This is a genomic window from Nesterenkonia lacusekhoensis, from assembly GCF_017876395.1.
Taxonomy (GTDB): Bacteria; Actinomycetota; Actinomycetes; order Actinomycetales; family Micrococcaceae; genus Nesterenkonia; species Nesterenkonia lacusekhoensis.
Window position 1 is genome coordinate 642,053 of sequence record NZ_JAGINX010000001.1, and the last position, 26,473, is coordinate 668,525.

The following is a 26,473-nucleotide window of genomic DNA, read 5'->3' on the forward strand; positions in this document are numbered from 1 at the left end:
TGGCTGGCTGAGCCAGCTCCGGCGGGCGGGCCAGTGGGGCCTCCACAGCGGCACCTATACTCGGTCTGACCCGTCCGCCGTCGTCCCTGGAGGCTGCGAAGATGCTGCTCGACCTGACCGCCAGCCGCAGAGTGCTGTTCATCGGTGGCAAGGGCGGCGTCGGGAAGACGGCCACCGCCTCCGCCGCGGCGCTGCACCAGGCCCGGCAGGGCCGGACGGTGCTGGTGGTCTCCACCGATCCCGCCCATAATCTGGGCCACCTCTGGGAGCGCGCGGTGGGTGACCAGACGGTCACCCTCTGGCAGCCCGACGCCGGCGCTGCACCTGATGCCGGAACTGTTGGTCGGCTCGACGGTGTGGAGATCGACCCCCAGGCCACCATCGGCACTCACCTCGAGGAGGTGGGCCGCAGCCTGCGCGACTTCATGCCGGAGCATCTGCACCGCCAGGTGGACCAACACCTGGCCCTGGCCGCCCAGTCTCCCGGCACCCATGAGTCGGCTCTGCTGGAGCGGATCGCGCTGCTGCTGGAGACAGCGCTGGACACCTACGACCTGGTGGTCTTCGACACCGCACCCTCGGGTCACACCGCCCGGCTGATGGCGCTTCCGGAGACGATGACCGCATGGACCGAGGGACTGCTGAATCGGCGCAGCAAGGCCGAGCGCTTCGGCGCCGCCGTGCGGGCGCTGGACGGCGATGACGACCCGGAGTCCAGCACCGGGACCAACCGCGACCGCCGGATCCGGCAGATCCTGACCCGGCGGAGGAATCGCTTCGAAGGCCTGCGCGCCGTGCTCACCGATGCCCGCCGCTGCAGCTTTGTGATCGTGCTGACCCCCGAGCGCCTCCCGGTTCTGGAGTCGGTGGAGCTGCACGCCCAGCTGACCGGCAGCGGCGTCGACGTCGGCGGCTGTGTGGTCAATCGGATCTCACCGGCGGATCAGGGCGAGTTCCTCGCCTCCCGGCGTGACCAGGAGCTGAAGCATCTGGCCACTCTGCGCGAGCGACTGCCCGGCCTTGCGGTGGACACCCTCCCGCTGCTGGGCGGGGATCTGGTGGGGGAGGTCGCTCTGGGGGAGCTGGCCGATCACCTGGTATAGTGATCAGCTGTGCCCAGGCGAGGGAGCGCCGGGATCTCAAGAGACCCCCGGCAGCTCCGTGATCGACGAGGCGAAAACCAGGACCTTCCTGACGCAGACTCTGTGCGGCAGACCTGGACTTCACTTCTCGCTGGTCCCTGGGGTATCAACCCGACCAACGAAGGAACATCATGAGCGACAAGATCGTCATCTCCGCGGAGTACCGCACCGAATTCGGCAAGGGCGCAGCCCGTAAGGCCCGCCGCGCCGGCCTCATCCCCGCCGTCATCTACGGCCACGGAGACGAGCCGCGCCACATCCTGCTGCCGAACCACGAGACCACTCTGGCCGTGCGTAACCCCAACGCCCTGATCACCCTGGACATCGAGGGTGAGGAGCAGCTGGTCCTGCCGCAGGACATCCAGCGCGACGCCATCTACCGCTCCGTGGACCACCTCGACCTGCTCGCCGTGCGCAAGGGCGAGAAGGTCGTCGTCGACATCCCGGTCGAGGTCGTCGGTGAGCCCGCAGCCGGCTTCGAGTACCTGCTGGACCAGGTCAGCGTGCCCGTCGAGGCAGACGCCACCGCCCTGCCGGAGAACGTCACCATCGACATCACCGACCGCGACGAGAACGCTCTGCCCGAGCACCTCCAGATCCCGGCCGGCGCCACTCTGCAGCTGGACGACATGGAGTCCCCGATCGTCACCATCTACGAGCCGCAGGAGCAGGACCTGGGCGAGGACGAGGACGCTGAGGAGACTGAGGAGGCAGCAGTCGCGGGCGAAGAGTCCGAGGCAGCAGAGGAGTCCTCCGAGGAGGGCGACTCCGAGGAGTGATCCTCACCCGCTGAATCTGACGCTCGCTGAGCTCGACGAGACCCGGTGCGCCGTTCCACGGCCGCCGGGTCTCGTCGCGTCTGCGGGCGATAGGCTTGAGGCTATGGCGACTGAGACATCCTCCACGGGCAGCTGGCTGGTCATGGGACTGGGGAACCCGGGACCGAAGTACGAAGGCACCCGGCACAACATCGGACATATGGTCCTCGACGAGCTGCTGGGCCGGATGAACGCGAAGTACACCCGCACCAAAGTCGGCGCTCAGGCTGTCGCCGCCCGGCTGAGCCCAGGAGGCCCCAAGGCCGTCTTCGCCGTCTCCGAGGGCTATATGAACGTCTCCGGCAAGCCTACCCGCGGCCTCATGGACTACTTCGGGGTGTCCCCGGAGAATCTGATCGTCGTCCACGATGAGCTCGACCTCGACTTCGGCCGCATCAAGATCAAGCGCGGCGGCTCGGAAGGCGGGCACAACGGGCTGAAGTCCATCACCCAGCACCTGAAGGGGGAGAAGGATTACATCCGGGTTCGCGCCGGCATCTCCCGTCCGCCGGGGCGCATGGACACGGCTGACTACGTGCTCCAGCGCTTCTCCTCCACAGAGCGGCAGGAGCTGCCCGGCTTCGTCGCCCAGGCTGCCGATGCGGTGGAGCTGACCATCTTCGAGGGCCTCACCGCGGCGCAGAACAGGATCCACGCCGCCTAGCGAGACTCGTCAGACACACCTCGAGCGGCACATAGGAGTGGCTGCGGCGCACCGCCGTCCACCCCCGTGTGCCGCTCGAGGAGCAGGCGTGGGAAAGAGTCGGATCAGCCGTTCTTCTCGATCCACTTGGAGACTTCGCGGGCCTGCAGCTCCACGAACTTGCGCATATACGGCTCGGCGGCAGACTTCACCTTATTGCCGATCAGCGGGATCTTCACGGTGATGTCGCCGCGGACCGTGGAGAGGGTCTCGCCGTCGCGGGCATGCAGGTTCTGGGAGGCCGCGGCGCTGACCGGGGCGCCCTGGATCTTCACCGACATGTCGGAGCGGCGCGATCCGCCCTGATCAGCCGGCGACCACTTCTCATCCACCGTCACCAGGACTTCGCCCTTGACGACCTTCTTCGCGATGTCCGGCAGCCTGTCGACGGACATGGCCTGCTGGGAGACGACCTCGTAACCGCCGTCGGAGGTTCCCTTCACCTCGAAGCTGCGCAGCTCGGAACCGACCTTCGAGGCCAGGTGCTCGTGGAAGTCCTTGGAGGTGTAGGCAGCGATGATCTCGCTGACCTCGTGTGCGATCACGGTCTCTTTCTCAAGCGCCACGGGAGTTCTCCGATCTGTGGTGGTCAGGCGGTGCGACGTGCGGGGCACGCGATCATCCTACGCGGTGGCCCCAGGTCAGGGGAGAGTCGGCGCGGGACGGTAGACTCGTGCTGGTGAGCGTGATGAGTGTGCTGCTGCTGATCGGTGGGTTCGTGCTGCTGGTAGGAGGCGGCGAGGCCCTGGTCCGAGGTGCCGCCTCCCTGGGTAAGACGGTGGGGATGTCCTCGCTGATCGTCGGGCTGACCGTGGTCTCCTTCGCCACCAGCGCCCCCGAGCTGGCGGTGAGCACCGGTGCCGCGCTGAGCGGATCAGCGGGCCTGGCCGTGGGCAATGTGGTCGGCAGCAACATCGTCAACATCCTGTTCGTGCTGGGCCTGACCGCCGTCTTCGGGGCGCTGATGGTCCGCCAGCGGCTGATCCGTGCCGACATCCCGGTGATGATCGGGCTGTGCCTGCTCACCCTGCTGCTGGCCCTCGACGGACGCCTCAGCACTCTGGACGGCGTCGCCCTGCTGGTGCTGCTGCTGCTCTATCTGGTCGCCGTCATCACCTATGCCCGCCGCCAGCAGGCCGAAGGCAAGGACCCGGAGATCACGGTCGAAGGAGTCGACGACGACGCCGGCGGCCGCCTCATGCAGACGCTGCGCGCCACGAAGCGGCGCTCGGTGATCACCGACCTGGTCCTGGTCGTCCTCGGCGTCGGGCTGCTGGTGGCCGGAGCTCAGATGCTGGTCACCGGGGCCACCGACATCGCCACCGCCCTGGGGATCAGCGAGCTGATCGTGGGCCTGACCATCGTGGCCATCGGCACCTCCCTGCCGGAGCTGGCCACCAGTGTGATCGCCGCCCTGCGCGGAGAGCGTGACATGGCCGTGGGCAACCTGGTGGGCTCCAACATCTTCAACATCGGCGCGGTGCTGGGCCTGACCGCTGTGGTCTCCCCGGCGGGGATCGGGGTGGACCGCGCGGCCATCGTCTTCGACATGCCGGTCATGGTGGCGGCCGCACTGGTGCTGCTGCCGCTGGCCTTCACCGGGCAGATCATCGCCCGCTGGGAGGGTTTCCTGCTGGTGGGCCTCTACGTGGCCTACGTGGTCTACCTGGTCCTGGCGGCCTCCCAGCACGCCGCTCTGGATCCGTTCAGCGCGACCATGCTGTGGTTCGTCCTGCCGATCACCGCGCTGTGGGTCATCGCACTGTTGGGCTATGAGTTCGGCCTGCGCCGTGGACGGCGTGAGAGTCCGGGCTCCGAGTATCCTTCTCCCAGCTGATCCTTCCACCTGTTCCGACGAAAACTCCGACGAATCTCTGACGAAGAACGAGGCGTCCTTCACCTATGGCACTCTCCGGTCTGCGCACGGCACTGGCGGCGAACTCCTCCTACGCGAGGATCTCTTCAGCGGCCTCACATGCGGCCGGTGAACGGACTGAGGAGCTGCAGATCGCCGCGACCTCGGGTCTGCGCCCGGCTGTGGTCGCTGATATAGCCCAGAACATCCGCTCCCACAGCCCTCACGGTGTGGTCCTGGCCGTGACGGCCACCGACCGTGAGGCCGATGATCTGGCCACCTCTCTGGAGTGCTACGCGCCCCAGGCGCGTGTGGGCCACTTCCCCTCCTGGGAGACCCTGCCCCATGAGCGGCTCTCCCCGCGCTCGGACACAGTGGGCCGGCGTCTGGGCGTGCTGCGCCAGCTGGCCCACCCGGAGGAGGCGGGCGCCCTGGACGTGGTGGTCGCCCCGGTGCGCGCAGTGGTCCAGCCCCTCGTCGCCGGGCTGGGGGAACTGGCCCCGGTGCGCCTGGCCGTGGGGGAGGACCACGACTTCGACGAGGTGGTCCAGGCCCTCTCCGACGCCGCCTACTCCCGGGTGGACATGGTCACCCGGCGCGGCGAGTTCGCCGTGCGCGGCGGCATCCTGGACGTCTTCCCGCCCACTGAGCCGCATCCGCTGCGCGTGGAGTTCTTCGGCGACGAGGTTGAGCAGATGCGCTGGTTCTCCGTGGCCGACCAGCGCTCCATCGAGGTGGAGGAGGGCTCCGAGCACCCCACGACCCTCGACGCCGCCCCGTGCCGCGAGCTGCTGATCACTGAGGCGGTGAAGGCCAGGGCGAAAGAGCTGCTCCCGCAGATGCCCCACGCCCAGGACCTGCTGACCAAGATCTCCGAGGGCATCGCCGCCGAGGGCATGGAGTCCCTGGCCCCGGTGCTGGTGGAGAAGATGGTGCCCTTCGTCCAGGAGCTCCCCGAGGGTTCGCTGACCCTGGTGGTGGAGCCTGAGCGCACCCGCGGACGCGCCCATGACCTGGAGGTCACCAACGAGGAGTTCCTGGCGGCGGCCTGGTCTGCGGCCCCCGACGGAGGTGCGGCACCTCTGGACGTCTCCGCCGCGGAGAAGGAGGGCATCGCCGCGGGTGCCTTCGCCTCCCTGGCCGAGACCCGTGAGGCCTCCCTGCAGCACGGCGCCGGCTGGTGGTCCATCACCTCGCTCGGTCTGGACCCGGAGACCGACGGCGGAGGCGCGTTGGAGCAGGACGCCGACATCGTCTCGGTGGAATCGCGGGAACCGATCGGCTATCGCGGCAGCGTGGAGCAGGTCATGGAGTTTCTGGAGGGCCGGGCCAAGGACTCCTGGTCCGTAGTGGTCACCACCGCCGGCGGCGGCTCCGCCCAGCGCGTCCACGAGCTGCTGCAGGACTACGGGGTCCCGGATCAGCTGGTGGAGACCCTCGACGCCGCCCCGGCGCCCGGGAAGATCACCATCACCACCGCGAACCTCTCCCAGGGCTTCGCCGTGGATTCGCTGAAGCTGGCGCTGCTGACCGAGTCCGAGATGCTGGGCCGCTCCATCCGGCAGGACAGCTCCCGGGGCAAGAAGGTGCCGGCCCGGCGTCGTCGCAATGCCGTGGATCCCCTGGCGCTGAAGAAGGGCGACTACGTCGTCCATGAGCAGCACGGCATCGGTCAGTTCGTCGAGCTGGTCCAGCGCAAGGTCGGCTCACCGCAGGCGGTCAAGGCGGGGACCGCCGGTGTGCGCGAATACCTGGTGCTGGAATATGCGGCCTCCAAGCGCAACGGTCCCAAGGACCGGCTCATGGTCCCCACCGATCAGCTGGATCAGGTCAGCCAGTACGTCGGAGGCGACGCCCCCAGCCTCTCCAAGATGGGCGGATCCGACTGGGCCCAGACCAAGAAGAAGGCCAAGAAGGCAGTCCGGGAGATCGCTGGCGAGCTCATCCGGCTCTACGCCGCGCGCATGGCCTCCCGAGGGCATTCCTACTCTGCGGACACGCCGTGGCAGTCCGAGCTGGAGGACGCCTTCCCCTATGTGGAGACACCGGACCAGCTGACCACGATGGACGAGGTCAAGCAGGACATGGAGCGGGAGATCCCCATGGACCGGCTGGTCTCCGGCGACGTCGGCTTCGGCAAGACCGAGATCGCGATCCGAGCCGCCTTCAAAGCCGTCCAGGACGGCAAGCAGGTGGCGGTGCTGTGCCCGACCACTCTGTTGGTCGCCCAGCACTATGAGACCTTCACCGAGCGCTACGCCGGATTCCCGGTGACCGTCCGTGCGCTCTCGCGCTTCCAGACGGCCAAGGAGTCCCGTGAGGTCTCGGCCGGGCTGAAGGACGGCAGCATCGACGTGGTCATCGGCACGCACCGGCTGCTCTCCCAGGAGGTCCAGTTCAAGGACCTGGGCCTGGTGATCATCGACGAGGAGCAGCGCTTCGGCGTCGAGCATAAGGAGCAGCTGAAGAAGATGCGCACCAATGTGGATGTGCTGGCCATGTCGGCCACGCCCATCCCGCGCACCCTGGAGATGTCCATGGCGGGCATCCGGGAGACCTCCACGCTGGCCACCCCGCCGGAGGAGCGGCACCCGGTGCTGACCTATGTGGGCCCCTACACCGATAAGCAGGTCTCGGCGGCGATCCGCCGTGAGCTCATGCGTGAGGGCCAGGTGTTCTTCGTCCACAACAGGGTCTCCTCGATCGACCGGATGGCCGCGACCATCCGCGAGCTCGTGCCCGAGGCCCGGGTGGAGGTCGCCCACGGTCAGATGGGCGAGGCCCGGCTGGAGCAGATCGTCCAGGACTTCTGGGAGAAGAAGTTCGACGTGTTGGTCTCCACCACCATCATCGAGACCGGCCTGGACATCTCCAACGCCAATACCCTGATCGTGGACCGCGCCTCCACCTACGGGCTCTCCCAGCTGCACCAGCTGCGCGGTCGTGTGGGGCGCTCGCGCGAACGCGCCTACGCCTACTTCCTCTACCCCTCGGAGAAGCCGCTGGGGGAGGACGCCCTGGAGCGGCTCAAAGCGGTGGCGGCGAACAACGAGCTCGGTGCTGGCCTGCAGCTGGCCCAGAAGGATCTGGAGATCCGCGGCGCGGGCAACCTGTTGGGCGGCGAGCAGTCCGGCCACATCGCCGGCGTCGGGTTCGACCTCTACCTGCGTATGGTGGGGGAGGCGGTCTCCGACTACCGCGGCGATGCTGAGGAGACCATCACCGAGGTCAAGATCGAGCTGCCGATCAACGCTCACCTGCCCCATGACTATGTGCCCGGCGAGAGGCTGCGTCTGGAGGGCTATCGGAAGCTGGCCGCCGCAGACGAGGACGCAATGATCGATGAGGTCGTCGGTGAGTGGAAGGACCGCTACGGAGAGCTGCCCCAGCCGGTGGAGAACCTCGTGGAGGTGGCGCGTCTGCGCAACCGGGCCCGCGGCGTCGGGATCCACGACATCGGCACCCAGGGCACCTTCATCCGCTTCGCCCCCGTGGAGGAGCTGCCGGAGTCCCGTGAGATGCGCCTGGACCGGATGTACCCTGGCTCGCAGATCAAGCAGTCGATGAAGCAGGTTCTGATCCCCAAGCCGCAGACGGCCCGCATCGGAGGGGAGGATCTGACCGACGCCGCTCTGCTCGAGTGGCTGAAGCAGGTCTTCGACGCGATCTTCCCGGCTGCCTGAGCATGGCCAGCTACCTGCGTCACCAGCCCTCTCGGAAAGGACACACCATGAGGAATCCGCACCGGCATCCTCTGGCTGCCGCGCTCGCCCTGGGCGCGTTGGGTCTGACCGCATGCTCGGCCGGATCGGAGGACGGTGCGGACTCAGCCGGGCCGGCCCAGGACGCCTCGGTCTCCATCGGCCTGGCCGCCGTGCCGGCCAATCTGGACTACACCACCACCGGTGGTGCCGCCATCTTCGAGGCGCTGCTCTACAACGTCTACGAGGGCCTGGTCCGGCTCGACGATGACGGTGAGGTGCAGCCGCTGCTCGCCGAGTCCTGGGAGATCAGCGAGGACGGCACCGAATACACCTTCACGCTGCGCGACGACGTGACCTTCCACGACGGAACCCCCTTCGACGCCGAGATCGTGAAGTTCTCCCTGGAGCGGCTCGACGAATGGACTGCGAACACTCCGGACAATCTCGCAGCCATCGACTCGGTGGAGGTGGAGTCGCCGACTGAGGCCACCGTGGTCCTCTCTGAGCCCGACTACGACGCGCTCTACTGGTTGGCCGGACCCTTGGGGACCATGTTCGCCCCGGACTCGGTGGATGACCTGGCCTCCGAGGCCAACGGGACCGGACCCTTCACCTTCGAGTCCTACGAGAACGCCGTCCAGCTGGACCTGGCACGCAACGAGGACTACTGGGCAGAGCCCGCCGGCGTGGCCGAGGCCTCGCTGGTCTACTACTCGGACGCCGCCGCGGCCGCCAACGCCCTGCGCACCGACGGAGTGGACGCGGTGCTGCGCGCCGAGGCCTATGATCAGGTCGAATCCTTCGAAGGGGACGAGCGCTTCGAGGTCTCCATCGGAGACACCCAGTCTGTGGTGGTCCTGCCGATGAACAACGATCACCCGCAGCTCTCCGACCCGCAGGTCCGCGAGGCCATATCGCTGGCCATCGACAAGGAGGCTGTCCTGGCGGCGGCCGCCAGCGGTCACGGCACTGTCCTGGGCGGCCCCAGCGTCCCCACCGACCCCTACTACGCGGACTACTCCGAGGAGCGGTCCCATGATCCCGCAGCCGCCCGGCAGCTGCTGGAGGAGGCCGGCGTCGAGGATCTGAACCTGACGTTCACCGTGCCCAACCGTCCCTATGCCGAGGCCATCGCTCAGGTGGTCCAGGACGATCTGGGTGAGATCGGGATCAGCGTGGAGCTGGAGACTCAGGAGTTCCCGGCGGTCTGGGTGGAGCGGACGATGACCGACCAGGACTACGACCTCACCGTGGTCAGCCATGTGGAGCCGCGGAACATGATCAGCTATGACGACCCGGACTATTACTGGGGCTATGACTCCGCAGAGGCCTCTGAGCACTTCTCCGAGGCCCGCGCCGCCACCGACGACGCCGACTACGCCGAGGCCATGGAGGCGGCCGCCGACCAGGTGGTCGAGGACGCCCCGGGCGTGTGGCTCTACAACTCACCCAACATCGTGATCTCCGGCGAGGGCGTCGACGGCCTGCCGCAGAACGACCTGGGCGTGGGCATGGACCTCAGCGAGATCACCGTCAACCAGTGAGCACCGCCTCTGTGAGCACTGATGCTGTGGGATCTGCAGGTCGAGGGGCCGGCGGGGTGCTGGCCGTGGCCGTGCTGCGCCGGATCGGCGTCTTCGTTCTGACGGTGCTGGTTGCCTCTCTGGTGGTCTTCGCTCTGCTCAACGTGCTTCCCGGCGATGTGGCGCGGGCGCAGCTGGGGATGAACGCCAGCGACGCCGACGTGGCGCAGTTCCGCGCCGAGCACGGTCTGGACCGGCCGCTTCCGGTGCAGTACCTCGGCTGGATCACCGGGTTCCTCACCGGAGACATGGGGACCTCCTACTCCTCGCGCACCCCGGTGGCGCTTCAGGTCTTCGACGCGCTGCAGGTCTCTCTGATCCTCGTGGGTGCTGGGATCCTGATCGCGGTCCTGATCGCCCTGCCGCTGGGGACGCTGGCAGCAGTGCGGCAGAACCGGCCCGACGGCGCCCTGCTCTCGGCGCTCAGTCAGGTCGGCATCGCCGTGCCGAACTTCCTGGCCGGACTGCTGCTGATCAGCATCTTCGCCGTGGGCCTGGGGTGGCTGCCCTCAGGCGGCTGGACGGCCCCGGCGGAGGGATTCGGGGACTTCCTGCGGCAGTTGACCCTGCCTGCTCTGGCTCTGGGGCTGGTCCGGGGCGCCATCCTCTCGCGCTACACCCGAGCCGCCGTGCTGGAGGTGATGCGCGAGGACTTCATGCGCACCGCACGGGCCAAGGGCCTGATGCCGGCGGCGGCGCTGCGGCGCCACGGGCTGCGCAACGCACTGGTCCCCGTGGTCACGGTGACCTCCGTGGAGTTCTCGGCGCTGGTGATCGGAGCCGTGGTGATCGAGACGGTCTTCGTGATCCCCGGGCTGGGATCGCTGCTGATGCGCGCAGTGGACAACCGGGATCTCATCCAGGTCCAGGCGATCGTGATGTGTGTGGTGGTCCTGGTGCTGCTGGTGAACCTGCTGGTGGACATCACCCGCACCCTCATCGACCCGCGGCTGAGGAGCACGCGATGAGCCAGCGGCGAGCCGGCGGAGGCCTTCTGCTCCTCGGGGGCATCCTGGTGGGGATCGTGGTGCTCATGGCCCTGCTCTCTCTGGTCTGGACCCCGTATGACCCCACGGCGACTTCGGCCACCGACCGTCTCCGAGGGCCTGGCCCGGAGCACTGGCTGGGCACCGACGGATTGGGCCGCGATGTCGCCTCGATGCTCTTGGCCGGGGCTCAGATTCCGCTGCTGGTCGGTCTGGCGGCGGTGCTCATCTCTCTGGCCATCGGCGTGCCCTTCGGGATCGCCGCCGCCATCACCGACCGCGGTGCCGGACTGTGGATGATGCGCTGGAACGACATCGTCCAGGCGTTCCCGCCGCTGCTGCTGGCGATCATCCTGGCCGCGGTCTGGGGCGGCAGCACGGCCACCGCGATGGTGGCTCTGGGCATCGGAGCCTCGCCGGGGGTGGCCCGCGTGGTCCGGTCCGGGACTCTGCAGGTGCTCAGCCGAGAATTCGCCTTGGCCGCCCGCGCGGCAGGGCGCGGGCCGCTCTACCTGGCGCTGCGTCACGTGCTGCCCAACATCCGCGGCATCCTGATCGTCCAGGCCACAGTGGGCTTCGCCCTCGCGGTGCTGGCCGAGGCGGCCCTGTCCTTCCTGGGGCTGGGCACGCCGCCGCCCACTCCTTCCTGGGGACGCATGCTGCAGGAGGGCCAGTCACTGCTGCAGGTGCAGCCGATGTTGGTGCTCTGGCCAGGCGCGGCCATCGCGGTGACCATCCTGGGCTTCAACCTGCTCGGCGACGGCCTGCGGGACCGCTTCGATCCGCGGATGGAGGTGCGGCGATGAACGACGCCGACGAGCGCAGCGCAGCGGGCCGAACGAGCACAGACCTGCTGGAGATCTCCGGGCTGCGGATCGGCACCTCCAGCACGGGGCTGGTCCACGGTGTCGACCTGACGATCGGCCGAGGAGAACGGGTGGGCCTGATCGGTGAGTCCGGATCCGGGAAGTCACTGACTCTGCTCGCCGCGATGGGGCTGCTGCCGGAGAACCTGCAGGCCTCCGGGTCGGTGGGGTTGGAGGGCGAGGGGGAGCTGATCGGAGCCCAGGAGCGCCGTCTGGCCGCAGTGCGCGGATCCCGGATCTCGATGGTCTTCCAGGAGCCGATGACGGCGCTGAACCCACTGATGCGGGTCGGTGAGCAGGTCGCTGAGACCATCCGCATCCATAGGGGCGGTGCGGGTGAGCAGCTGCATCACAGGGTCCTGGAGCTGCTGGACAGTGTCCGCATCCCGGAACCTGCCCGCGCAGCGCGTGCCTATCCCCATGAGCTCTCGGGAGGTCAGCGTCAGCGCGTCATGCTCGCCCTCGCCATGGCGAACCGACCTGACCTGCTGCTGGCCGACGAGCCCACCACCGCGCTGGACGTGACAGTGCAGCGCCAGGTGCTCGACATCATGGCCGACCAGGTGCGGCAGACCGGATCCTCGCTGCTGTTCGTCACCCATGATCTGGGCGTGGTGGCCTCTCTCTGCGATCGCGTCCTGATCATGCGCGAGGGTCAGATCGTCGAATCCGGGAGCACAGAGGAAGTCTTCAGAGCGCCCCAGCACCCGTATACGCGTGGGCTGCTCGCGGCCTCTGCTCTGGAGACCGACCCGCGCACCGGGCGGCTGAGGACCATCGGCGCTGGGGCAGGGGAGCAGCCGGCGTCGGGGTCGGCGTCGGATCCTGTGCCGGAACTGGGACGTGCACCGGGACCGGGATCTGCGCCGAGACATGAACCCGTGCCGGAGCCTGTACGGCGCCGGCACTCCCTCGGTCCCCATGAGGCTCTCTCCGGGGCGCGGCCGCAGATCTTCAACCAGACCGATGAGGCCCCGCTGCTGGCCGCGCGGGATCTCACCCGGACCTATGGACGCACCGGACCCCTCGGCGGCCGACGTCAGGTCCAGGCGCTGCGCGGGGTCTCCTTCGACGTGCGGGCCGGCCAGCGCTTCGGCATCGTGGGGGAGTCCGGCTGTGGGAAGTCCACCCTGCTGCGGATGCTCACCGGCCTCGAGGGGGACGGCTCGGGCTCAGTCACCGTGGGAGGCCAAGAGGTCCTGGGGAGGAAGGAGCGGCACCTGCGCTGGCTGCGGGACACCGCTCAGATCGTCTTCCAGGATCCCATGGGGTCACTGGATCCACGCATGCGGATCGGAGACGTGGTGGCTGAGCCCCTGCGGGGAGTCGCCCGTGAGGAACGGCGCAGCCGGGTGACGGCGATGCTGGAGGATGTGGGGCTGCCCGGTGCGGCCGCGGAGCGCTATCCGCATGAGTTCTCCGGCGGGCAGCGTCAGCGCATCGCCATCGCCCGAGCCCTGATCACCCGGCCCAAGATCCTGGTGGCCGATGAGGCGGTCTCAGCCCTGGACGTCTCGGTGCGCGCTCAGGTGCTCAACCTGCTCGACGACCTGGTCCGGGACTACGACCTGACGATGCTCTTCGTCTCCCACGACCTCCACGTGGTCCGCCACGCCTGCGACACCGTGGCGGTCATGCAGGAAGGCCGGATCGTCGAATGCGGACCGGCGGAGGCGCTGTTCGCAGAGCCCCAGCACTCCTATACGGCCTCGCTGATGGACTCTGTCCCGCCCGTGGCGGGCTAAGGCCCCCCCAGCCGCATGCAGAAGGGGCGGGGAGCGTTCCGAAGAACTGCTCCCCGCCCCTTCTGCATCTGCCGCTCAGGCGTGTGCGCTCAGTGCTGGGCGCTGGCCTTGGGCTCGCGGATCGAGGCATTGGACTCAGCGGCGCGGGACTCCATGGCGTCCAGGGGCTCGCCGTGCTCGCCGTGCAGATCCTGCTTCTCCAGGGAGTCGGACCGGCCGATCAGCTCCTTGGCCACGAGGAAGGTGCCGGTGTAGAGGCCCAGGAAGATCAGGCCGGGCAGCCAGACCGAGTCCAGATCCCAGAACATCAGTGCCACCACTGAGCCCATCAGCATGCCGAAGACCAGGAGGAAGACGAGGAAGTTCTGCAGGAAGCGGCCCTGGCCGGAGTAGGCGGCGACCTTACCGTTGCTGATCATGCTGGGGATCCCCTTTTTTCAGTACGAAGATTCGTTGCTGGCCGACTGACCAGCGCGGGTGCTGTTGTCTCCTACGATATCAAGAGAGGAGCTGGCCCCGATGCGCGTTGCCCCCGCGGCCACCACGGCCGCGGCATCTTCATAGGTGCGCACTCCGCCGGAGGCTTTGATGCCCAGCCGGCCGCCCACCACACGGTGCATCAGAGCGATGTCCTCGACCGTCGCACCGCCGCCGGCGAACCCGGTGGAGGTCTTCACGAAGTCCGCTCCTGCGGTCTCTGCGGCCCGGCAGACCAGCTCCTTGGCCTCCTCGCTCAGCAGAGCAGTCTCCAGGATCACCTTCAGGATCGCACCGCGGTCATGGGCGACGCCGGCGATGGCCTCGATCTGTGCGGCCACCTCATCCTCCTTGCCGGCATTGGCCAGAGCGATGTCGACCACCATGTCGATCTCCTCGGCCCCGGTCTCAGCAGCTTCAGCGGTCTCGGCCACTTTGGACATCGTAGTGGAGGCGCCCAGCGGGAAGCCCACCACAGTGCAGGTCCTGACCTCGGAACCCTCCAGCAGATGGACCACCAGCGGGACCCAGCGCGGGTTCACGCAGACGGAGGCGAAGCCGTGCTCGCGCGCCTCGGCCGCGACCGCGCGGATGGCGGCCTCGTCGGCGTCGGGCTTGAGCAGGGTGTGGTCGATCAGCGGTGCCATCTCCGCGGGGGAGGGGACGGGGGTGTCTGTCATCGTGGGGTCTCCTTCAAGCGTGGCGGCCGCCGACGGGCGGCTTGGAACAGTGAGGCGTGCTCAGAACAGCAGTTCAGCACGCCTCAGCTCAGCAGAGCAGTCATAGCCTCACGCAGCTGCTCGAGCCGCTCGGCGGCGCGGCCGCGGGCCTGTGCGATGGCGGCACGGTCGGCGTCGTCTCCGGCAGTGTCGTCCACCGTCTCGAGGTAGCACTTGACCTTGGGCTCGGTGCCGGAGGGGCGCACGATCACCCGGTCTCCGGCCTGTGTCAGGTAGATCAGAGCATCGGTCTTAGTGGCCTCGCTGAGCTCGGCTCCGGGAAGCGGGTCCCGGGTGAGGTCCAGAGCTTCGGTGACGGGGGAGCCGGCGATCTCGGCGGGCGGATCCTCACGCAGTGCGGCGGTCACCGCTCCCAGCTCGGAGAGGTCGTTGACCCGCACCGTGACCTGGCCGGTGAGGAAGACCCCGGCCTCCGCGGCGATCTCGTCCAGGGCCTCGATTGCGTCGGTTCCCCGGGCCTTCAGATCCGCCGCCAGCTCGGCGAAGATCAGGGCGGCGGAGACGCCGTCCTTGTCCTTCACATTGACCGGGTCCACGTTGAAGCCGATGGCCTCCTCGTAGCCGAAGCTCATGTTCTCCACGCGGGCCAGCCACTTGAAGCCGGTCAGAGTGGCAGCATGGCCCACACCGCGGACTGCGCAGAGCCGCTCCAGCAGCCGCGAGGAGACCACCGAGTTGGCCAGCACCGGAGCAGCGGAGCCCTCGGCTCCGGCGCCCGCCTGGGGACGCAGCGGCCCCCGGTCCAGCAGATGACGGCCCAGCAGGGCGCCGATCTCATCGCCGGAGAGCTGGCGCCACTGCTGCTCATGCGGGTCGAAGACGGAGGCGGAGAGCCGGTCGGCGTCGGGATCGTTGGCCAGGACCAGGTCGGCCCCATGCTCAGCAGCGGCCTTCAGTCCTAGGTCCAGAGCTCCGGGCTCCTCCGGATTGGGGAAGTCGGCGGTGGGGAAGTCCGGATCCGGTTCGAACTGCTCGGCCACGGGGATCACCGTGGTGAAGCCGGCGGCCTTGAGCAGGCTGGTCACCATCTCGCCGCCCACGCCGTGCATGGCGGTGTAGACCACGGTCAGGTCACGGTGGGGGAAGCGTTCGGCATCCAGCAGCTCCAGGGCCTCAGTCTCATAGGAGGCGCGGGCGGAGTCGTCGATGAGCTGGACGCCGGCGGGCACCGGGACCTCAGAGGCAGGCTGCACAGCCGGAGCCGGCGCATCCTCAGCGAAGTCCTGCTCCACGATCGCTGCGATCGTTGCGGCGATCTCCTGGTCCACCGGAGCGACGATCTGGGCCCCGACGCCGAGCCCGTCGGGCTCGAGGTGCCGGGAGAGCTCTCCGCCCAGGTAGACCTTATAGCCGTTGTCCTGCGGCGGGTTGTGGCTGGCGGTGACCATCACACCCACCTCGGCGTCCTGGACCAGCACCTGACGGGCCAGCAGGGGAGTGGGTCCTGGGCGCTCGAAGAGATGGACCTCCCAGCCGGCGTCGGAGAAGATCTGTGCCGTCTCTGCGGCGAACTCATCGGACTGGTGGCGCGCGTCGAAGCCGATGACGATCCTGCGCGCCGCCGGAGTGCTCACATCCTGCGGGTTGTCCGCCTGCGGCCGTGCGGCATCCAGCGTCTGCTCGGCGTACTTCAGCAGCCCGGCTGCGGTCTGGCGGACCACCAGGCGGTTCATCCGCAGCGGTCCTGCGCCCAGCTCGGCACGCAGGCCCGCCGTGCCGAAGGACAGCCGTCCGGAGAAGAGACGCTGCAGCTGGTCCTCAGCCTCGGCGTCTCCGGATTCGGCTCGATGCAGCAGATCCTCCAGGACGCTGCGGGTGGAGGGATCCGGATCCAGTTCGATCCAGCGGCGGACGGTCTTCACCAGGGCGGCGTCGGACAACTCAGTCTCCTCGAAGGCTCAGGCAGTCAGGGTTTCGGTGATGATCTGGGTCAGCAGGGCTGAGATGCGCGGGGCGGCCTCGCGGCCGGCATCGATGACCTCTTGGTGGCTCAGCGCCTCGCCGGTGGTGCCCGCCGCGGCATTGGTCACCAGCGAGATGCCGAAGACCTCCATGCCGGCGGCCCGGGCGGCGATGGCCTCCAGGGCGGTGGACATGCCCACCAGGTCCGCACCGATGGTGCGCAGCCAGCGGATCTCCGCGGGGGTCTCGTAGTGCGGCCCGGGCAGCTGGGCGTAGACGCCCTCGGGCAGGCTGGGGTCGATGCCCCGGGCGATCTCGCGGATGCGCGGGGAGTACAGATCCGTCATGTCCACGAAGTGCGCGCCGCGCAGCGAGGAGGTTCCGGTCAGGTTCAGATGGTCACTGATCAGCACGGGGCTGCCCGGGGCCCAGTCCGGGTTCAGCCCGCCGCAGCCGTTGGTCAGCACCATGATCTCCGCGCCGGCCGCAGCCGCGGTCCGCACACCGTGGGCGACGGCGTCGACACCGCGGCCTTCGTAGTGGTGGGTGCGCGCTCCGACCACCAGGATGTGGTGGCCTGAGGCGGTGCGGATGGCCGTGAGGCGGCCCGAATGCCCGGCCACGCCGGAGACGTGGAATCCGGGCACCTCCTCGGCGTCGACGACGGCCACCGTCTCACCCAGCTGGTCGGCGGCCTCGCCCCAGCCTGAGCCCAGGGTGCAGGCCAGGTCGAAGCGCTCGATCCCGGCGCGCTGCAGGATCACCCCAGCGGCCTCCTCGGCCAGAGCGTTGGCCGGGGCAGTGGGGTCGTTGGTGGGGGTCAGTCCCGGATCAGGCACGACATGCTGGGAGAGCTCCCCAGCGACCTGCTCTGCTCGGCTGCGGGTGTACTCCATAGTGCTGGGATCCTGCTTCGGCTCCATCGGGCTCATGCTCTCAATCTACTCGCCGGGTTCTGCCACGTGCAGGTGCAGGCGGCGGGCGGCCTCGGAGAGGGAACCGGTCAGCGACGGGTAGACGGTGAAGGTCGAGGCTACATCGTCGACGTGCATCTTCTGCGTCACCGCCAGGGCCAGCGGGAAGATCAGCTCAGAGGCCCGCGGAGCCACCACCACGGCGCCGATCACAGTGCCGGATCCCTTGCGGGAGAAGATCTTCACGAAGCCTTCGCGGATGTTCGTCATCTTGGCCCGCGGGTTGGTGGCCAGGTCCAGCTTGACCACATCGGCCTGGTACTTCCCGGAGTCCACCTGCTCCTGGGTGACGCCCACCGTGGCGATCTCCGGGGAGGTGAAGACGTTGGAGGCTACCTGGTGCAGCTTCAGCGGCTTCACACCCTCGCCCTGCATGTGGGCCACGGCGATGCGTCCCTGCATCGCCGCCACAGAGGCCAGCGGCATCATGCCGGTGCAGTCGCCGGCCGCGTAGATGTTGTTGGCCGTGGTGCGCGAGACGGTGTCCACCCGGATGTGGCCGGAGTCGGCGACCTCCACACCGCATTCCTCCAGGCCGATGCCCTCGGTGTTGGGGATCCCGCCCACAGCCATCAGGCAGTGGGACCCCTCCAGGACTCGGCCGCCTGTGAGGGTGACCCGCACGCCCTGTTCGGTGCGCTCCACCGATTCGGCGCGGGACTTCGAGGCGACCTTGACGCCGACGCGGGCGAAGGAGTTCTCCAGCACGCGGGCGGCGTCGGCGTCCTCACCCGGGAGCACCTGCTCACGGGAGGAGACCAGGGTGACGTCGGCTCCGAGGCGGCGGTAGGCCGAGGCGAACTCGGCGCCGGTGACCCCGGAGCCCACCACGATCATGTGCTCAGGAACTTCGGTGAGGTTGTAGGCCTGGGTCCAGTTGAGGATGCGCTCGCCGTCGGGAACCGCAGTGGGCAGCTCGCGGGGATGGGCGCCGGTGGCGACGATGACGGCGTCGGCCTCGATGAGTTCGGTCTCCCCCGCAGGGTCGGTGACCTCGATGCTGTGCGGGGGCACCAGGCGTCCCTTGCCCTTGACCACGGTGACTCCGGCGGCCTCCAGAGTGGTGTGGATGTCGGAGGACTGGTCGTGGGCCAGCTTCAGCAGACGTTCGTTGACCTTGGAGAAGTCGGCCCAGGCCTCCGTCTCGTAGTAGTCGTTCTCATGGCTCTCGCCGAAGCGCACACCGAACGCGGTGGAGGCGTTGACACGCCGCATCGCGTCAGCTGTGGCGATCAGCGTCTTGGAGGGGACGACGTCGGTCAGCACCGCCGACCCGCCGAGTCCCTTGTCCTCGACGATGGTGACGTGGGCACCGGCGTCGGCCGCAACCATGGCGGCCTCATAGCCGCCGGGCCCGCCTCCGAGGATCGCGATGCGGTCAGGAGCGAAGCGCTTGCGAAGTTTGTCCATAGTCACATCTGCCATCGTATCCGCTAGAGTGAATCTCTGATGATCAGTGAAGCCCCCGTCGGAATGAGCGCGGGGGCGCTGAAGAAGGGCAGGTGGAATCGCGGTGACGCTGGGCCTTGATCGCACCGAAGCGGCGATCATCAACGCGATCCCCAGTCTGCCCATCCACTCTTCGGTGCTCCTGGTTCTGGTCGCCGGGCTCTTCCTGGCCGCACTGGTCGTACGAGCCCAGAGGGTGTCGGCCCGCCAGCCGGCGCCGCAGAAGAGACGAGGTCTCTCGGCCCGTCGGGCGCGGGCTGCACGCCGGGGTGTGCAGCGTCTGCGCCGACAGGTGCTCGAGAGACGGGAACGAAGGGCGAATATGACCGTCACGACTGACAGCACGTTCACCATCCGCTGGGGGCGCACCCTGGTGGCGCTGGTGGGGGTGGTCGCACTGCTCACCGCCGTGGTGACCGGAGTCCTGGCCGCCGCGGGATCGGTGCTGGCCGCCACGCCGCTCACGGCTCTGGGAGTCTTTGTGCTCTCTGTGGTGACGCTGCGCTCGATGGCCGTGGTGCGCCGCAGACGGCAGCGCCGTCGGCGGATCGAATCCGTGATGCGGGAGGCGATGTATCCCGACGCCGAGGACCCGGCCCTGCGTCCGGCCCCAGTGGGTGCCCCCTACGATGCGCTCAGCTCAGATGTCCGTGGTGTCGGCGGACCGAACTCCCTGCAGCAGGTGGACGAGGATGGTCTGCCGGTGGAGGTGGAGCGCACCTTCGGACAGACTGCCGATGAGCATGCCGCTGCCGTGGAGCAGGCCCGTCGGGCAGCGGCTCAGGGTGCGGCGGCGCAGGCCGCGGCTGTTCAGCCTCAGGGCGCCTGGGAGCCCCGTGAGGTGCCCAAGCCTAAGTATCTGGAGGCGGAGAAGGCCCAGCGGCCGCTGCCGCAGCCGCTGGTCCAGGAGGAGGCCAAGCGCCCGAGCACCGAGGTCAGGCTCAGCCCCAGTGCGCAGGCCGCCCCGCCGCAGAAGACCGGCCAGAAGCAGAAGACCGAGAAGAGCCGGTCGATGGACCTGGACGAAGTGCTCAAGCGCCGACGCGCCTGATCGCCGCAGGAGAGACCACCGGACATGGGACTTCAGACCCCTCGGGCTGCACCGTCGCAGAACACCTCCCAGCTGGAGGCGCAGCAGCTTGCCTTCCTGGAGTCCTATGACGCCCATTCACCGATCGCCGTGGCCATTCAGCATTCCGGGGTCTATGCGACGTCGATCCAGCTGGAATCGGTCCAGCACCGCCCCGGCGCCGGTGTCACCGGGATCTACCGGGTGGCCACCGCCCGTCCGGTGATGCCCAGCACCTGGTCCGCCGGGGTGTACACCCAGACCTCGGACCATGTGGATGAGCTCTACGTGGGGATGACCACTGAGCCGGTTCCCCAGGATGCCCAGGGCGTGGTCTTCTCGCACAGCCCCTACGGACCGCTGGCGGTCTGGCAGCATCCGCTGGACCCGGCGCTGCCCGGTCTGCGCCTGGCCACCGACCCGGCCTCGGTCACTGAGCATTGGGGGTTCGGCAGGACTCTGGTCGCCTTGGAGACCATCAGCTATCGGCCGCTGCGTCGGGCCGTGATCGCCGCGGATTTCGACGACGGCAGCCGCCTGTTCCTCAAAGTGCTGCGCTCCGGCCGCGCCGCCGATCTGGACGCACGGCACCGGATGCTGCTGGACGCTGGGATCCCTGCCCCGCAGCCGACGCGTGAGCCGGTCTCCGACGTGGTGGCTCTGGCCGAAGGACCCGGTGTGTCACTGGCCGAGCATTTCCTGGCCGACGGGGCCGTTCACCTGGCCCCGGAGCAGTTCATCGGCCTGCTGGACCAGATGCCCGCTGAAGTCATGACCCTGCCGGCCCGGGACGCCTGGACGGACCGGCTGCCGGCCTACGCGTCGGCGGCGGCGTCTGCCCTGCCGCACTGCACCGATCGGATCCGTGCCGTGGAGGCGACCATCCTCAACGGCCTGCCGCAGACCGACCGCGGCCCGGCGGTGCCCACCCACGGTGACTTCTACGAGGCCAACCTGCTGATGAACGGCTCGGCGATCTCATGCCTGCTGGATGTGGACTCACTGGGCCCCGGTCACCGCGTGGATGACCTGGCCTGCTTCCTGGGGCACCTGGCCGTTCTGCCGGCCGTGGACTCCCGCTACGTGCATGCTCCGGCGGCCTTCGACCGCTTCGCCCGCGTGTTCGCTCAGACAGTGGACCCGGCGGCGCTGCAGCTGCGAGCCGCCGCAGTGAGCCTCTCTCTGGTGGCCGGGGCGAGAGACTCCCGCCGCAGCGGATGGGAGATCCAGGCCGAGCACCGGCTCACCTGCGCCGAGGCTCTGCTGGGGCTCACTGCTCCCGCGCCAGCTCTTCCCCGGTGGCCAAGCGATATCCAGCCCCACGCACTGTGACGATCCGCTGGCTGCCCAGCTTGTTGCGCAGGTAGCGGATATAGACGTCGACGAGGTTGGAGCTGGTCTCGGCAGCGCTGTCCCAGACCATCGCCAGCAGCTGATCCCGGGAGAGGACCTGTCGAGGATGGGTCAGCAGCACCTCGGCCAGGGCGAACTCACGGGCAGAGAGCTCCACCGGCTCTCCCTCGACTGAGGCCTGACGCGTGGGCACCTCCAGAACGACGCCCAGATGCTCCAGACGCTCCGACGGCTCCCGTTCGGCACCGGCGATGGATGCCGCCCCGGCGGCGTCGTCCGAGCTCTTCAGCCGCAGTTTCACCCGGGCGATGAGCTCTTCGACGCGGAAGGGTTTGGACATATAGTCCTGGGCGCCGGAGGAAAGCCCGTGGACCGTGTCCTCCACAGAGGTGCGGGCGGTCAGGATGATCACCGGGATCTCGTCACCGCCGGAGCGGATCTTCTCCAGCACGTCGAAGCCGTCCATCTGGGGCAGTCCCAGGTCGAGGATGACCAGGTCGAAGGAGCCGTTGGCCAGCTGGACGATCGCTTGGGTGCCGCTGCCGGCCTGTTCGGACTCGAAGCCTGCGGCTCTGAGGCCTTTGGCGATGAAGGAGGCGATGCGCGTCTCATCCTCGACGATCAGAATCCGACTCATCGGTGTTGTCCTCACGGCCTGATGCGGCGCTTCAGCCGGGTCAGTTCGCGGCGCAGCTCTGCGGCCTCGTCCGTGCGGCCCAGCTGCATCAGGGCGTCGATCCGACCTTCGAGGGTCTCGGCGGAGAGCTCGGCGTCGGATTCCCGGCGGTCGGTGGCCATGCGGAAGATCGCCTCGGCCTCTTCGGGTCGGTCCATCTCCAGCAGGACCTTGGCGGCGAAGACCTCGGCCTCTCCGGCGGCCGGGTCGTCTTCCGCCTCGGTGAAGAGGTCCGCGGCGCGCAGCGCCGCGGAGACCGCCTCGGTGCCCTGGCCGAGGGCCAGGTGGCCACGGGCCAGGGTGTCGGTGACATCGGCGATCTGCCACGGAGTCCCGTGCTCCTCGGCGATGCGCAGCGCCTTCTCCAGGTGGGGCAGGCCCGCGGCATCTTCGGTGCGGGTGAGCAGGTGCCCCAGCGAGTGCAGCGCCTGCATCAGCACCAAGGGGTCCTGATCGTCGGACTGCTCGGCCAGTCGCAGCCCCTGCTGATAATGGGTGCGGGCGGCGTCGGTGCGCTCCAGGGAGGCCGCCAGCGCGCCGGCCGCCAGATGGGCCCGCACCGCCTCCTCCAGCTCATCGGAGGAGACGAACAGTTCGGCGGCCTCCTCCCAGTGGGCCATGGCCTCCACGGGACGGCGCTGCTGGGTGACGGCATGACCCAGCCCCATCAGCGCCCGGCCGCGGGTGGAGAGGTCCTCGTCGGTTCCGGCCAGTCGGACAGAGAGGCCGTCAAGGACCTTCTCGGCCTCCTCATGGCGCTGCAGCTCGAGGAGCTGTTGGCCCAACGCCAGGCTGAGCATGCGTGACTCGTCGAACTCGCCCAGCTCGGCCTGCTGCACGGCGACCTTCCAAGCGAGCACGGAGATCTCGCCGTCTTCCAGGACAGCGGTCATGCCGGCCAGCAGAGCGGCGGCGGAGGCAGCACCTTTGCGCACGCCGCAGGCGGCATAGAGCTCCACGGAGATCATCGCGTCCTCCATGGCCTCCTCGTGGCGCTCCTGATGGTGATTGACCGTGGCGCGCAGCATCGCCATGGCGCCGCGGACTGCTCGGTTGGTGGGAGCGGTCATGACCTGTTCGGCCACGCTCAGGGCCTCCTCGACCTCTCCGGAGAGCAGCAGGGCGTGGGCCAGGAACATGCGGGAGCCGGCCAGCGCCTGGGGCTTGTCCTGGGCGCTGAGGACCTCGCAGGCCTCGCGCACCAGAGGAAGACAGGCCTGAGGGCCTTCGTCGTGCAGGACGCGGACGGCCAGGGAGGAGAGGACATCGGCCAGGATCAGGGAGCCGGGTGCGTCTGTGCGCAGGTCATCGGCCACCCGTCGCAGGATCTCGCCCTCGACGCGGTCGGGTTCGCGCAGCAGTATGCCGCCCAGCTGCTCCTCCACATCGGCCTGGTGGCTGCGTCCCAGCTCACGCAGCAGGCTGACGCGTCGGGCCAGATAGGGGGCGGCGAGGTCCGAGGATCCGCGCATCTCGTTGACCCCGGAGAGGACGCGCAGCAGCATCAGCCGGTTCTCCGGGTCCTGGGCCCCGGGCGCCTCCAAGCCGCGCGACGCCGCCTCCAGAGCAGCGGTATAGCGTTCCCCGTAGGCGGCCTCATAGGCGAGGTCCACCCACCCGCGGGCAGTCTCGGCGGTGGGTTCGCCGTCTGAGGGCTGGTGGAGGACGCAGCGCAGACGTTCCATGAGCTCACCGGTCATCTTTCCAAGGGTAGCGCGTTTGGGAGGTGCCTCCGTCTGAGCATCTAGACTTGTCGTCATGATTTCTTCCGCCGGAGCGGCCGCCCAGCGCCTCACAGTGACCTTCGGTGTCGCGGCCCTGACTGTGACCGGATGCTCAGGTCCGCCCCCGGCGCAGGAGCCCACCGGCGACGCCGCGGAGCGGGCGTGGACCATGGTGGTCGGAGACCACCCGTTGGACCGCACGGTGGCCTACGTCTATTCGTTGGCCCTGAACTCCCGGGACACTCCGACGCTGGTGGAGAGCCGCGAGGAGGGCCCTGCGGACCTCGTGGAGGACCTGGGGGAGCGCGAGGAGGACGAGGGGACGCAGATCCTGCTGTCCCGGACGATGTCCCTGGCTGAGTCGCTGGATCCGACCGGCTACGAGGAGCTCACCTCCCAGGCGGAGGAGGCTGTGGCGCCGGCCGCCTCGGCGGAGGACCTGACCGAGCTGATCTCCTCGGGTCTGACCGGCGCGGAGATGCTGGAGCCTGCGGCCGGGGTGCTGGACAACTCGATGGTGATCACTTCGATCACTGCTGAGCAGCATGAGATCTCCTCCGGCGCGGACAGTCCGGAGGATCCATCCTTCGCTCAGGCCTGCGACGAGTTCGAAGTGGGGGTGCGTCAGGGTCTGCAGAATCCGGGGCCGCTGCTGGAGGAGCTCTACGGATGTGAGCCGGAGCAGATCGTGGAGGGCCCTGAGTCCGAACTGATCCAGAGCCTGATCAGCGCTGAGATCGAAGCGGCTGTGCTGACCACCTCGCACCCGCAGATCAGCCAGAATGCCCTGATCGCTCTGGAGGACTCAGAGCGGGCCTTCCCGGAGGAGCAGTTCCTGACTGTGGTGGACTCCGAGATCGTCGAGGAGGTGCCCGACGTCGTCGAGGAGATCTCCGGAGCGCTCGACGACGACGCGCTGGCCACACTGCGTCAGCTCATCGACGGTGAGGACGGTCTGGAGCCGGAAGAGGCCGCCGAATACTGGCTGGTGGACAACGACTACATCGCCGAGCCCGAAGACTGGGGATGAGCACGCGCTGAACCTGCGCTGTTCAGGAGGGGAATTCTCCTGCTGTCCTCTTTTCAGATTGTTGACAATTGGGGCAGAATCTCTCTATGGAGGAATTCGAGGAGTTCACGCAGGCGCAGAAGCTCCGCAACGTCCGCTACGACGTCCGGGGCCCCATCGCAGTGGAGGCGGCACGCCTCGAGCAGGCGGGCCATCGCATCACCAAGCTGAACATCGGCAATATGGCGCCCTTCGGCTTCGAGGCGCCGGATTCCATCCTGGTCGACATGATCAAGAATCTGCCCACCGCCCAGGGCTACTCCGATTCCAAGGGCATCTATTCCGCCCGGACTGCGGTGGCGCAGTATTACCAGACCAAGGGCATGAAGGATGCCGACGTCGAGGATGTCATCCTCGGCAACGGCGTCTCCGAGCTGATCACGATGACGCTGCAGGCGCTGATCAACCCCGGCGACGAGATCCTGATCCCGGCCCCTGACTACCCGCTGTGGACCGGCATCACGGCACTGTGCCAGGGCACTCCGGTCCACTACATCTGCGATGAGTCCAACCATTGGTGGCCGGATCCGGAGGAGATCGAGTCAAAGATCACGGCGCGGACCAAGGCGCTGGTGCTGATCAATCCGAATAACCCCACCGGCGCGGTCTACCCCCGAGAGATCCTCGAGGCGATGGTCGACGTCGCTCGGCGCCACGACATCATGCTGTTGGCTGATGAGATCTACGAGAAGATCACCTACGACGGCGCGGAGATGATCAACGCCTGCACGCTCTCCGACGATGTCTTCACCATCACCTTCTCCGGGCTCTCCAAGACCTGGCGCGTGGCCGGCTTCCGCTCCGGGTGGATGTACATCTCAGGGCCGAAATATCGGGCCAAGAACTACCTCGAGGGCCTGAGCCTGATGTCGAACCTGCGCATGTGCCCCAACGTGCCCGCCCAGCACGCCATCCAGACGGCCCTGGGCGGCTATCAGTCCATCGACGAGTTCATCCATCCGGGCGGGCGGCTCTACGAGCAACGCAATGTGGCCTATAAGCTGCTCTCCGACATCGAGGGTGTTCAGGTGGAGCAGATGGACGGGGCGATGTATCTCTTCCCGCGGCTGGATCCGGAGATCTATCCCATCGAGAACGATGAGGCCTTCGTGATCGAGCTGCTGCGTCAGCAGAAGATCCTGGTCTCCCACGGGCGCGCCTTCAACTGGGTGGACGACCAGCACTTCCGCCTGGTCGCGCTGCCCGCGGTCGAAGAGCTGGAGGAGGCCATCGCCGGCATCGCCGACTTCCTGACCGGCTACCGGGACGCCCTCATCCGCGGCTGAGGCCTTCCACATGGCGGGTGAAGTTCGTCAGTGCTTCGTCCCAGCCGTCATAGACGAAGCCGTCGCCGGGCTCGCCGGCTATCCCACGCAGGTGCAGGACGAGTTCGGTCTGCTCGTCGGTCATCGTGTAGGCCAGGCGGCCTCCCACCTGGACGTCGAAGGAGATGGAGTCGGTGCTCACGCCGAAGGGGTGCAGCCAGTGGGCGAGCTCCTCCTCCTCGATCCAGGCGCGCCACACCAGGCTCCGCGGCGCGTTGAGAATGCGGGTGATGGTGAATTCTGCTGCAGAAGTCATCGTTGTTCAGTCCTTGACGTGCTGGGCGAAGGCCGGGGCGGCTGCTCAACCATAGGG

Annotated in this window: 22 protein-coding genes; 13 read left to right on the plus strand and 9 right to left on the minus strand. The window is 68.2% G+C overall.

Features of this window, described 5'->3' with window-relative positions; translation table 11 throughout:
* Positions 1 to 101 precede the first annotated feature (101 nt).
* From JOF45_RS03075 to pth, 3 genes are all read left to right on the plus strand, one after another.
* Positions 102 to 1,103 carry an ArsA family ATPase gene (locus JOF45_RS03075; RefSeq protein WP_210047854.1) on the plus strand — a complete coding sequence of 334 codons (1,002 nt, stop codon included), beginning with the start codon at positions 102 to 104 and terminating at the stop codon, positions 1,101 to 1,103.
* 170 nt (positions 1,104 to 1,273) lie between these two features.
* Positions 1,274 to 1,921, plus strand: a complete 648-nt coding sequence (locus tag JOF45_RS03080; RefSeq protein WP_210047855.1) for a 50S ribosomal protein L25/general stress protein Ctc — start codon at positions 1,274 to 1,276, stop codon at positions 1,919 to 1,921.
* A 103-nt stretch (positions 1,922 to 2,024) separates the two neighbouring features.
* The gene (gene pth / locus JOF45_RS03085; RefSeq protein ID WP_210047856.1) at positions 2,025 to 2,624 is read left to right on the plus strand and encodes an aminoacyl-tRNA hydrolase; all 600 of its coding nucleotides are present in this window, start codon (positions 2,025 to 2,027) and stop codon (positions 2,622 to 2,624) included.
* Between the two features lie 104 nt (positions 2,625 to 2,728).
* Here pth and JOF45_RS03090 read toward each other — a convergent pair whose 3' ends face one another.
* On the minus strand, positions 2,729 to 3,229 hold the full coding sequence (locus JOF45_RS03090) for a DUF2505 domain-containing protein (RefSeq protein ID WP_210047862.1): 501 nt from the start codon (positions 3,227 to 3,229) through the stop codon (positions 2,729 to 2,731).
* Positions 3,230 to 3,351: 122 nt separating this feature from the next.
* Between JOF45_RS03090 and JOF45_RS03095 the strand changes: the two genes are divergently transcribed.
* The 6 genes from JOF45_RS03095 (at position 3,352) to JOF45_RS03120 (ending at position 13,402) form a co-directional block, all read left to right on the plus strand.
* The gene (locus JOF45_RS03095; protein WP_245324340.1) at positions 3,352 to 4,500 is read left to right on the plus strand and encodes a calcium/sodium antiporter; all 1,149 of its coding nucleotides are present in this window, start codon (positions 3,352 to 3,354) and stop codon (positions 4,498 to 4,500) included.
* A 65-nt stretch (positions 4,501 to 4,565) separates the two neighbouring features.
* Positions 4,566 to 8,201: a transcription-repair coupling factor gene (gene mfd, locus JOF45_RS03100; RefSeq protein WP_210047865.1), complete on the plus strand. Its 3,636-nt coding sequence runs from the start codon at positions 4,566 to 4,568 to the stop codon at positions 8,199 to 8,201.
* 47 nt (positions 8,202 to 8,248) lie between these two features.
* Positions 8,249 to 9,766: an ABC transporter substrate-binding protein gene (locus tag JOF45_RS03105; RefSeq protein ID WP_210047866.1), complete on the plus strand. Its 1,518-nt coding sequence runs from the start codon at positions 8,249 to 8,251 to the stop codon at positions 9,764 to 9,766.
* Positions 9,763 to 10,773, plus strand: a complete 1,011-nt coding sequence (locus JOF45_RS03110; protein WP_425352348.1) for an ABC transporter permease — start codon at positions 9,763 to 9,765, stop codon at positions 10,771 to 10,773. The genes JOF45_RS03105 and JOF45_RS03110 overlap by 4 nt, the downstream gene beginning before the upstream one ends.
* Positions 10,770 to 11,597 (plus strand): ABC transporter permease, encoded by an 828-nt coding sequence (locus JOF45_RS03115; protein WP_210047867.1) that lies wholly within the window; start codon positions 10,770 to 10,772, stop codon positions 11,595 to 11,597. Before JOF45_RS03110 ends, JOF45_RS03115 begins: the two co-directional genes overlap by 4 nt.
* Positions 11,594 to 13,402: a dipeptide ABC transporter ATP-binding protein gene (locus JOF45_RS03120; protein WP_210047868.1), complete on the plus strand. Its 1,809-nt coding sequence runs from the start codon at positions 11,594 to 11,596 to the stop codon at positions 13,400 to 13,402. The genes JOF45_RS03115 and JOF45_RS03120 overlap by 4 nt, the downstream gene beginning before the upstream one ends.
* Positions 13,403 to 13,491: 89 nt before the next feature.
* Here the strand turns inward: JOF45_RS03120 and JOF45_RS03125 are convergent, their stop codons facing one another.
* From JOF45_RS03125 to JOF45_RS03145, 5 genes are all read right to left on the minus strand, one after another.
* Positions 13,492 to 13,821, minus strand: coding sequence for a hypothetical protein (locus JOF45_RS03125; protein ID WP_210047869.1), 330 nt, complete (start codon positions 13,819 to 13,821; stop codon positions 13,492 to 13,494).
* Between the two features lie 18 nt (positions 13,822 to 13,839).
* Positions 13,840 to 14,559, minus strand: coding sequence for a deoxyribose-phosphate aldolase (deoC, locus tag JOF45_RS03130; protein WP_210047870.1), 720 nt, complete (start codon positions 14,557 to 14,559; stop codon positions 13,840 to 13,842).
* 83 nt (positions 14,560 to 14,642) lie between these two features.
* Complete coding sequence (locus JOF45_RS03135) at positions 14,643 to 16,499, minus strand: phospho-sugar mutase (protein ID WP_210047872.1); 1,857 nt, start codon at positions 16,497 to 16,499, stop codon at positions 14,643 to 14,645.
* An 18-nt stretch (positions 16,500 to 16,517) separates the two neighbouring features.
* On the minus strand, positions 16,518 to 17,453 hold the full coding sequence (locus JOF45_RS03140; RefSeq protein WP_245324112.1) for a purine-nucleoside phosphorylase: 936 nt from the start codon (positions 17,451 to 17,453) through the stop codon (positions 16,518 to 16,520).
* A gap of 9 nt (positions 17,454 to 17,462) precedes the next feature.
* Entirely contained in the window at positions 17,463 to 18,905 is a 1,443-nt protein-coding gene (locus JOF45_RS03145) for an NAD(P)H-quinone dehydrogenase (RefSeq protein ID WP_210051265.1), read from the minus strand.
* Between the two features lie 361 nt (positions 18,906 to 19,266).
* Here JOF45_RS03145 and JOF45_RS03150 point away from each other — a divergent pair, with 361 nt between their 5' ends.
* Both JOF45_RS03150 and JOF45_RS03155 read left to right on the plus strand, forming a co-directional pair.
* Positions 19,267 to 19,995: a hypothetical protein gene (locus tag JOF45_RS03150; protein WP_210047874.1), complete on the plus strand. Its 729-nt coding sequence runs from the start codon at positions 19,267 to 19,269 to the stop codon at positions 19,993 to 19,995.
* 24 nt (positions 19,996 to 20,019) lie between these two features.
* Entirely contained in the window at positions 20,020 to 21,345 is a 1,326-nt protein-coding gene (locus JOF45_RS03155) for a protein kinase family protein (RefSeq protein WP_210047875.1), read from the plus strand.
* On the opposite strand, the gene JOF45_RS03160 is transcribed toward JOF45_RS03155, so the two are convergent.
* Together JOF45_RS03160 and JOF45_RS03165 are read right to left on the minus strand one after the other, a co-directional pair.
* Positions 21,284 to 22,003 (minus strand): response regulator transcription factor, encoded by a 720-nt coding sequence (locus JOF45_RS03160; RefSeq protein ID WP_210047876.1) that lies wholly within the window; start codon positions 22,001 to 22,003, stop codon positions 21,284 to 21,286. The two genes, JOF45_RS03155 and JOF45_RS03160, sit on opposite strands and share 62 nt — an antisense overlap.
* An 11-nt stretch (positions 22,004 to 22,014) precedes the next feature.
* Entirely contained in the window at positions 22,015 to 23,742 is a 1,728-nt protein-coding gene (locus JOF45_RS03165; RefSeq protein WP_210047877.1) for a tetratricopeptide repeat protein, read from the minus strand.
* Positions 23,743 to 23,800: 58 nt separating this feature from the next.
* Between JOF45_RS03165 and JOF45_RS03170 the strand changes: the two genes are divergently transcribed.
* Together JOF45_RS03170 and JOF45_RS03175 are read left to right on the plus strand one after the other, a co-directional pair.
* Positions 23,801 to 24,796 carry a glycine betaine ABC transporter substrate-binding protein gene (locus JOF45_RS03170; RefSeq protein WP_210047878.1) on the plus strand — a complete coding sequence of 332 codons (996 nt, stop codon included), beginning with the start codon at positions 23,801 to 23,803 and terminating at the stop codon, positions 24,794 to 24,796.
* Between the two features lie 86 nt (positions 24,797 to 24,882).
* The gene (locus JOF45_RS03175) at positions 24,883 to 26,121 is read left to right on the plus strand and encodes a pyridoxal phosphate-dependent aminotransferase (protein ID WP_210047879.1); all 1,239 of its coding nucleotides are present in this window, start codon (positions 24,883 to 24,885) and stop codon (positions 26,119 to 26,121) included.
* On the opposite strand, the gene JOF45_RS03180 is transcribed toward JOF45_RS03175, so the two are convergent.
* The gene (locus JOF45_RS03180; RefSeq protein ID WP_210047880.1) at positions 26,108 to 26,416 is read right to left on the minus strand and encodes an SRPBCC domain-containing protein; all 309 of its coding nucleotides are present in this window, start codon (positions 26,414 to 26,416) and stop codon (positions 26,108 to 26,110) included. The genes JOF45_RS03175 and JOF45_RS03180 overlap by 14 nt on opposite strands.
* Positions 26,417 to 26,473: the final 57 nt, after the last annotated feature.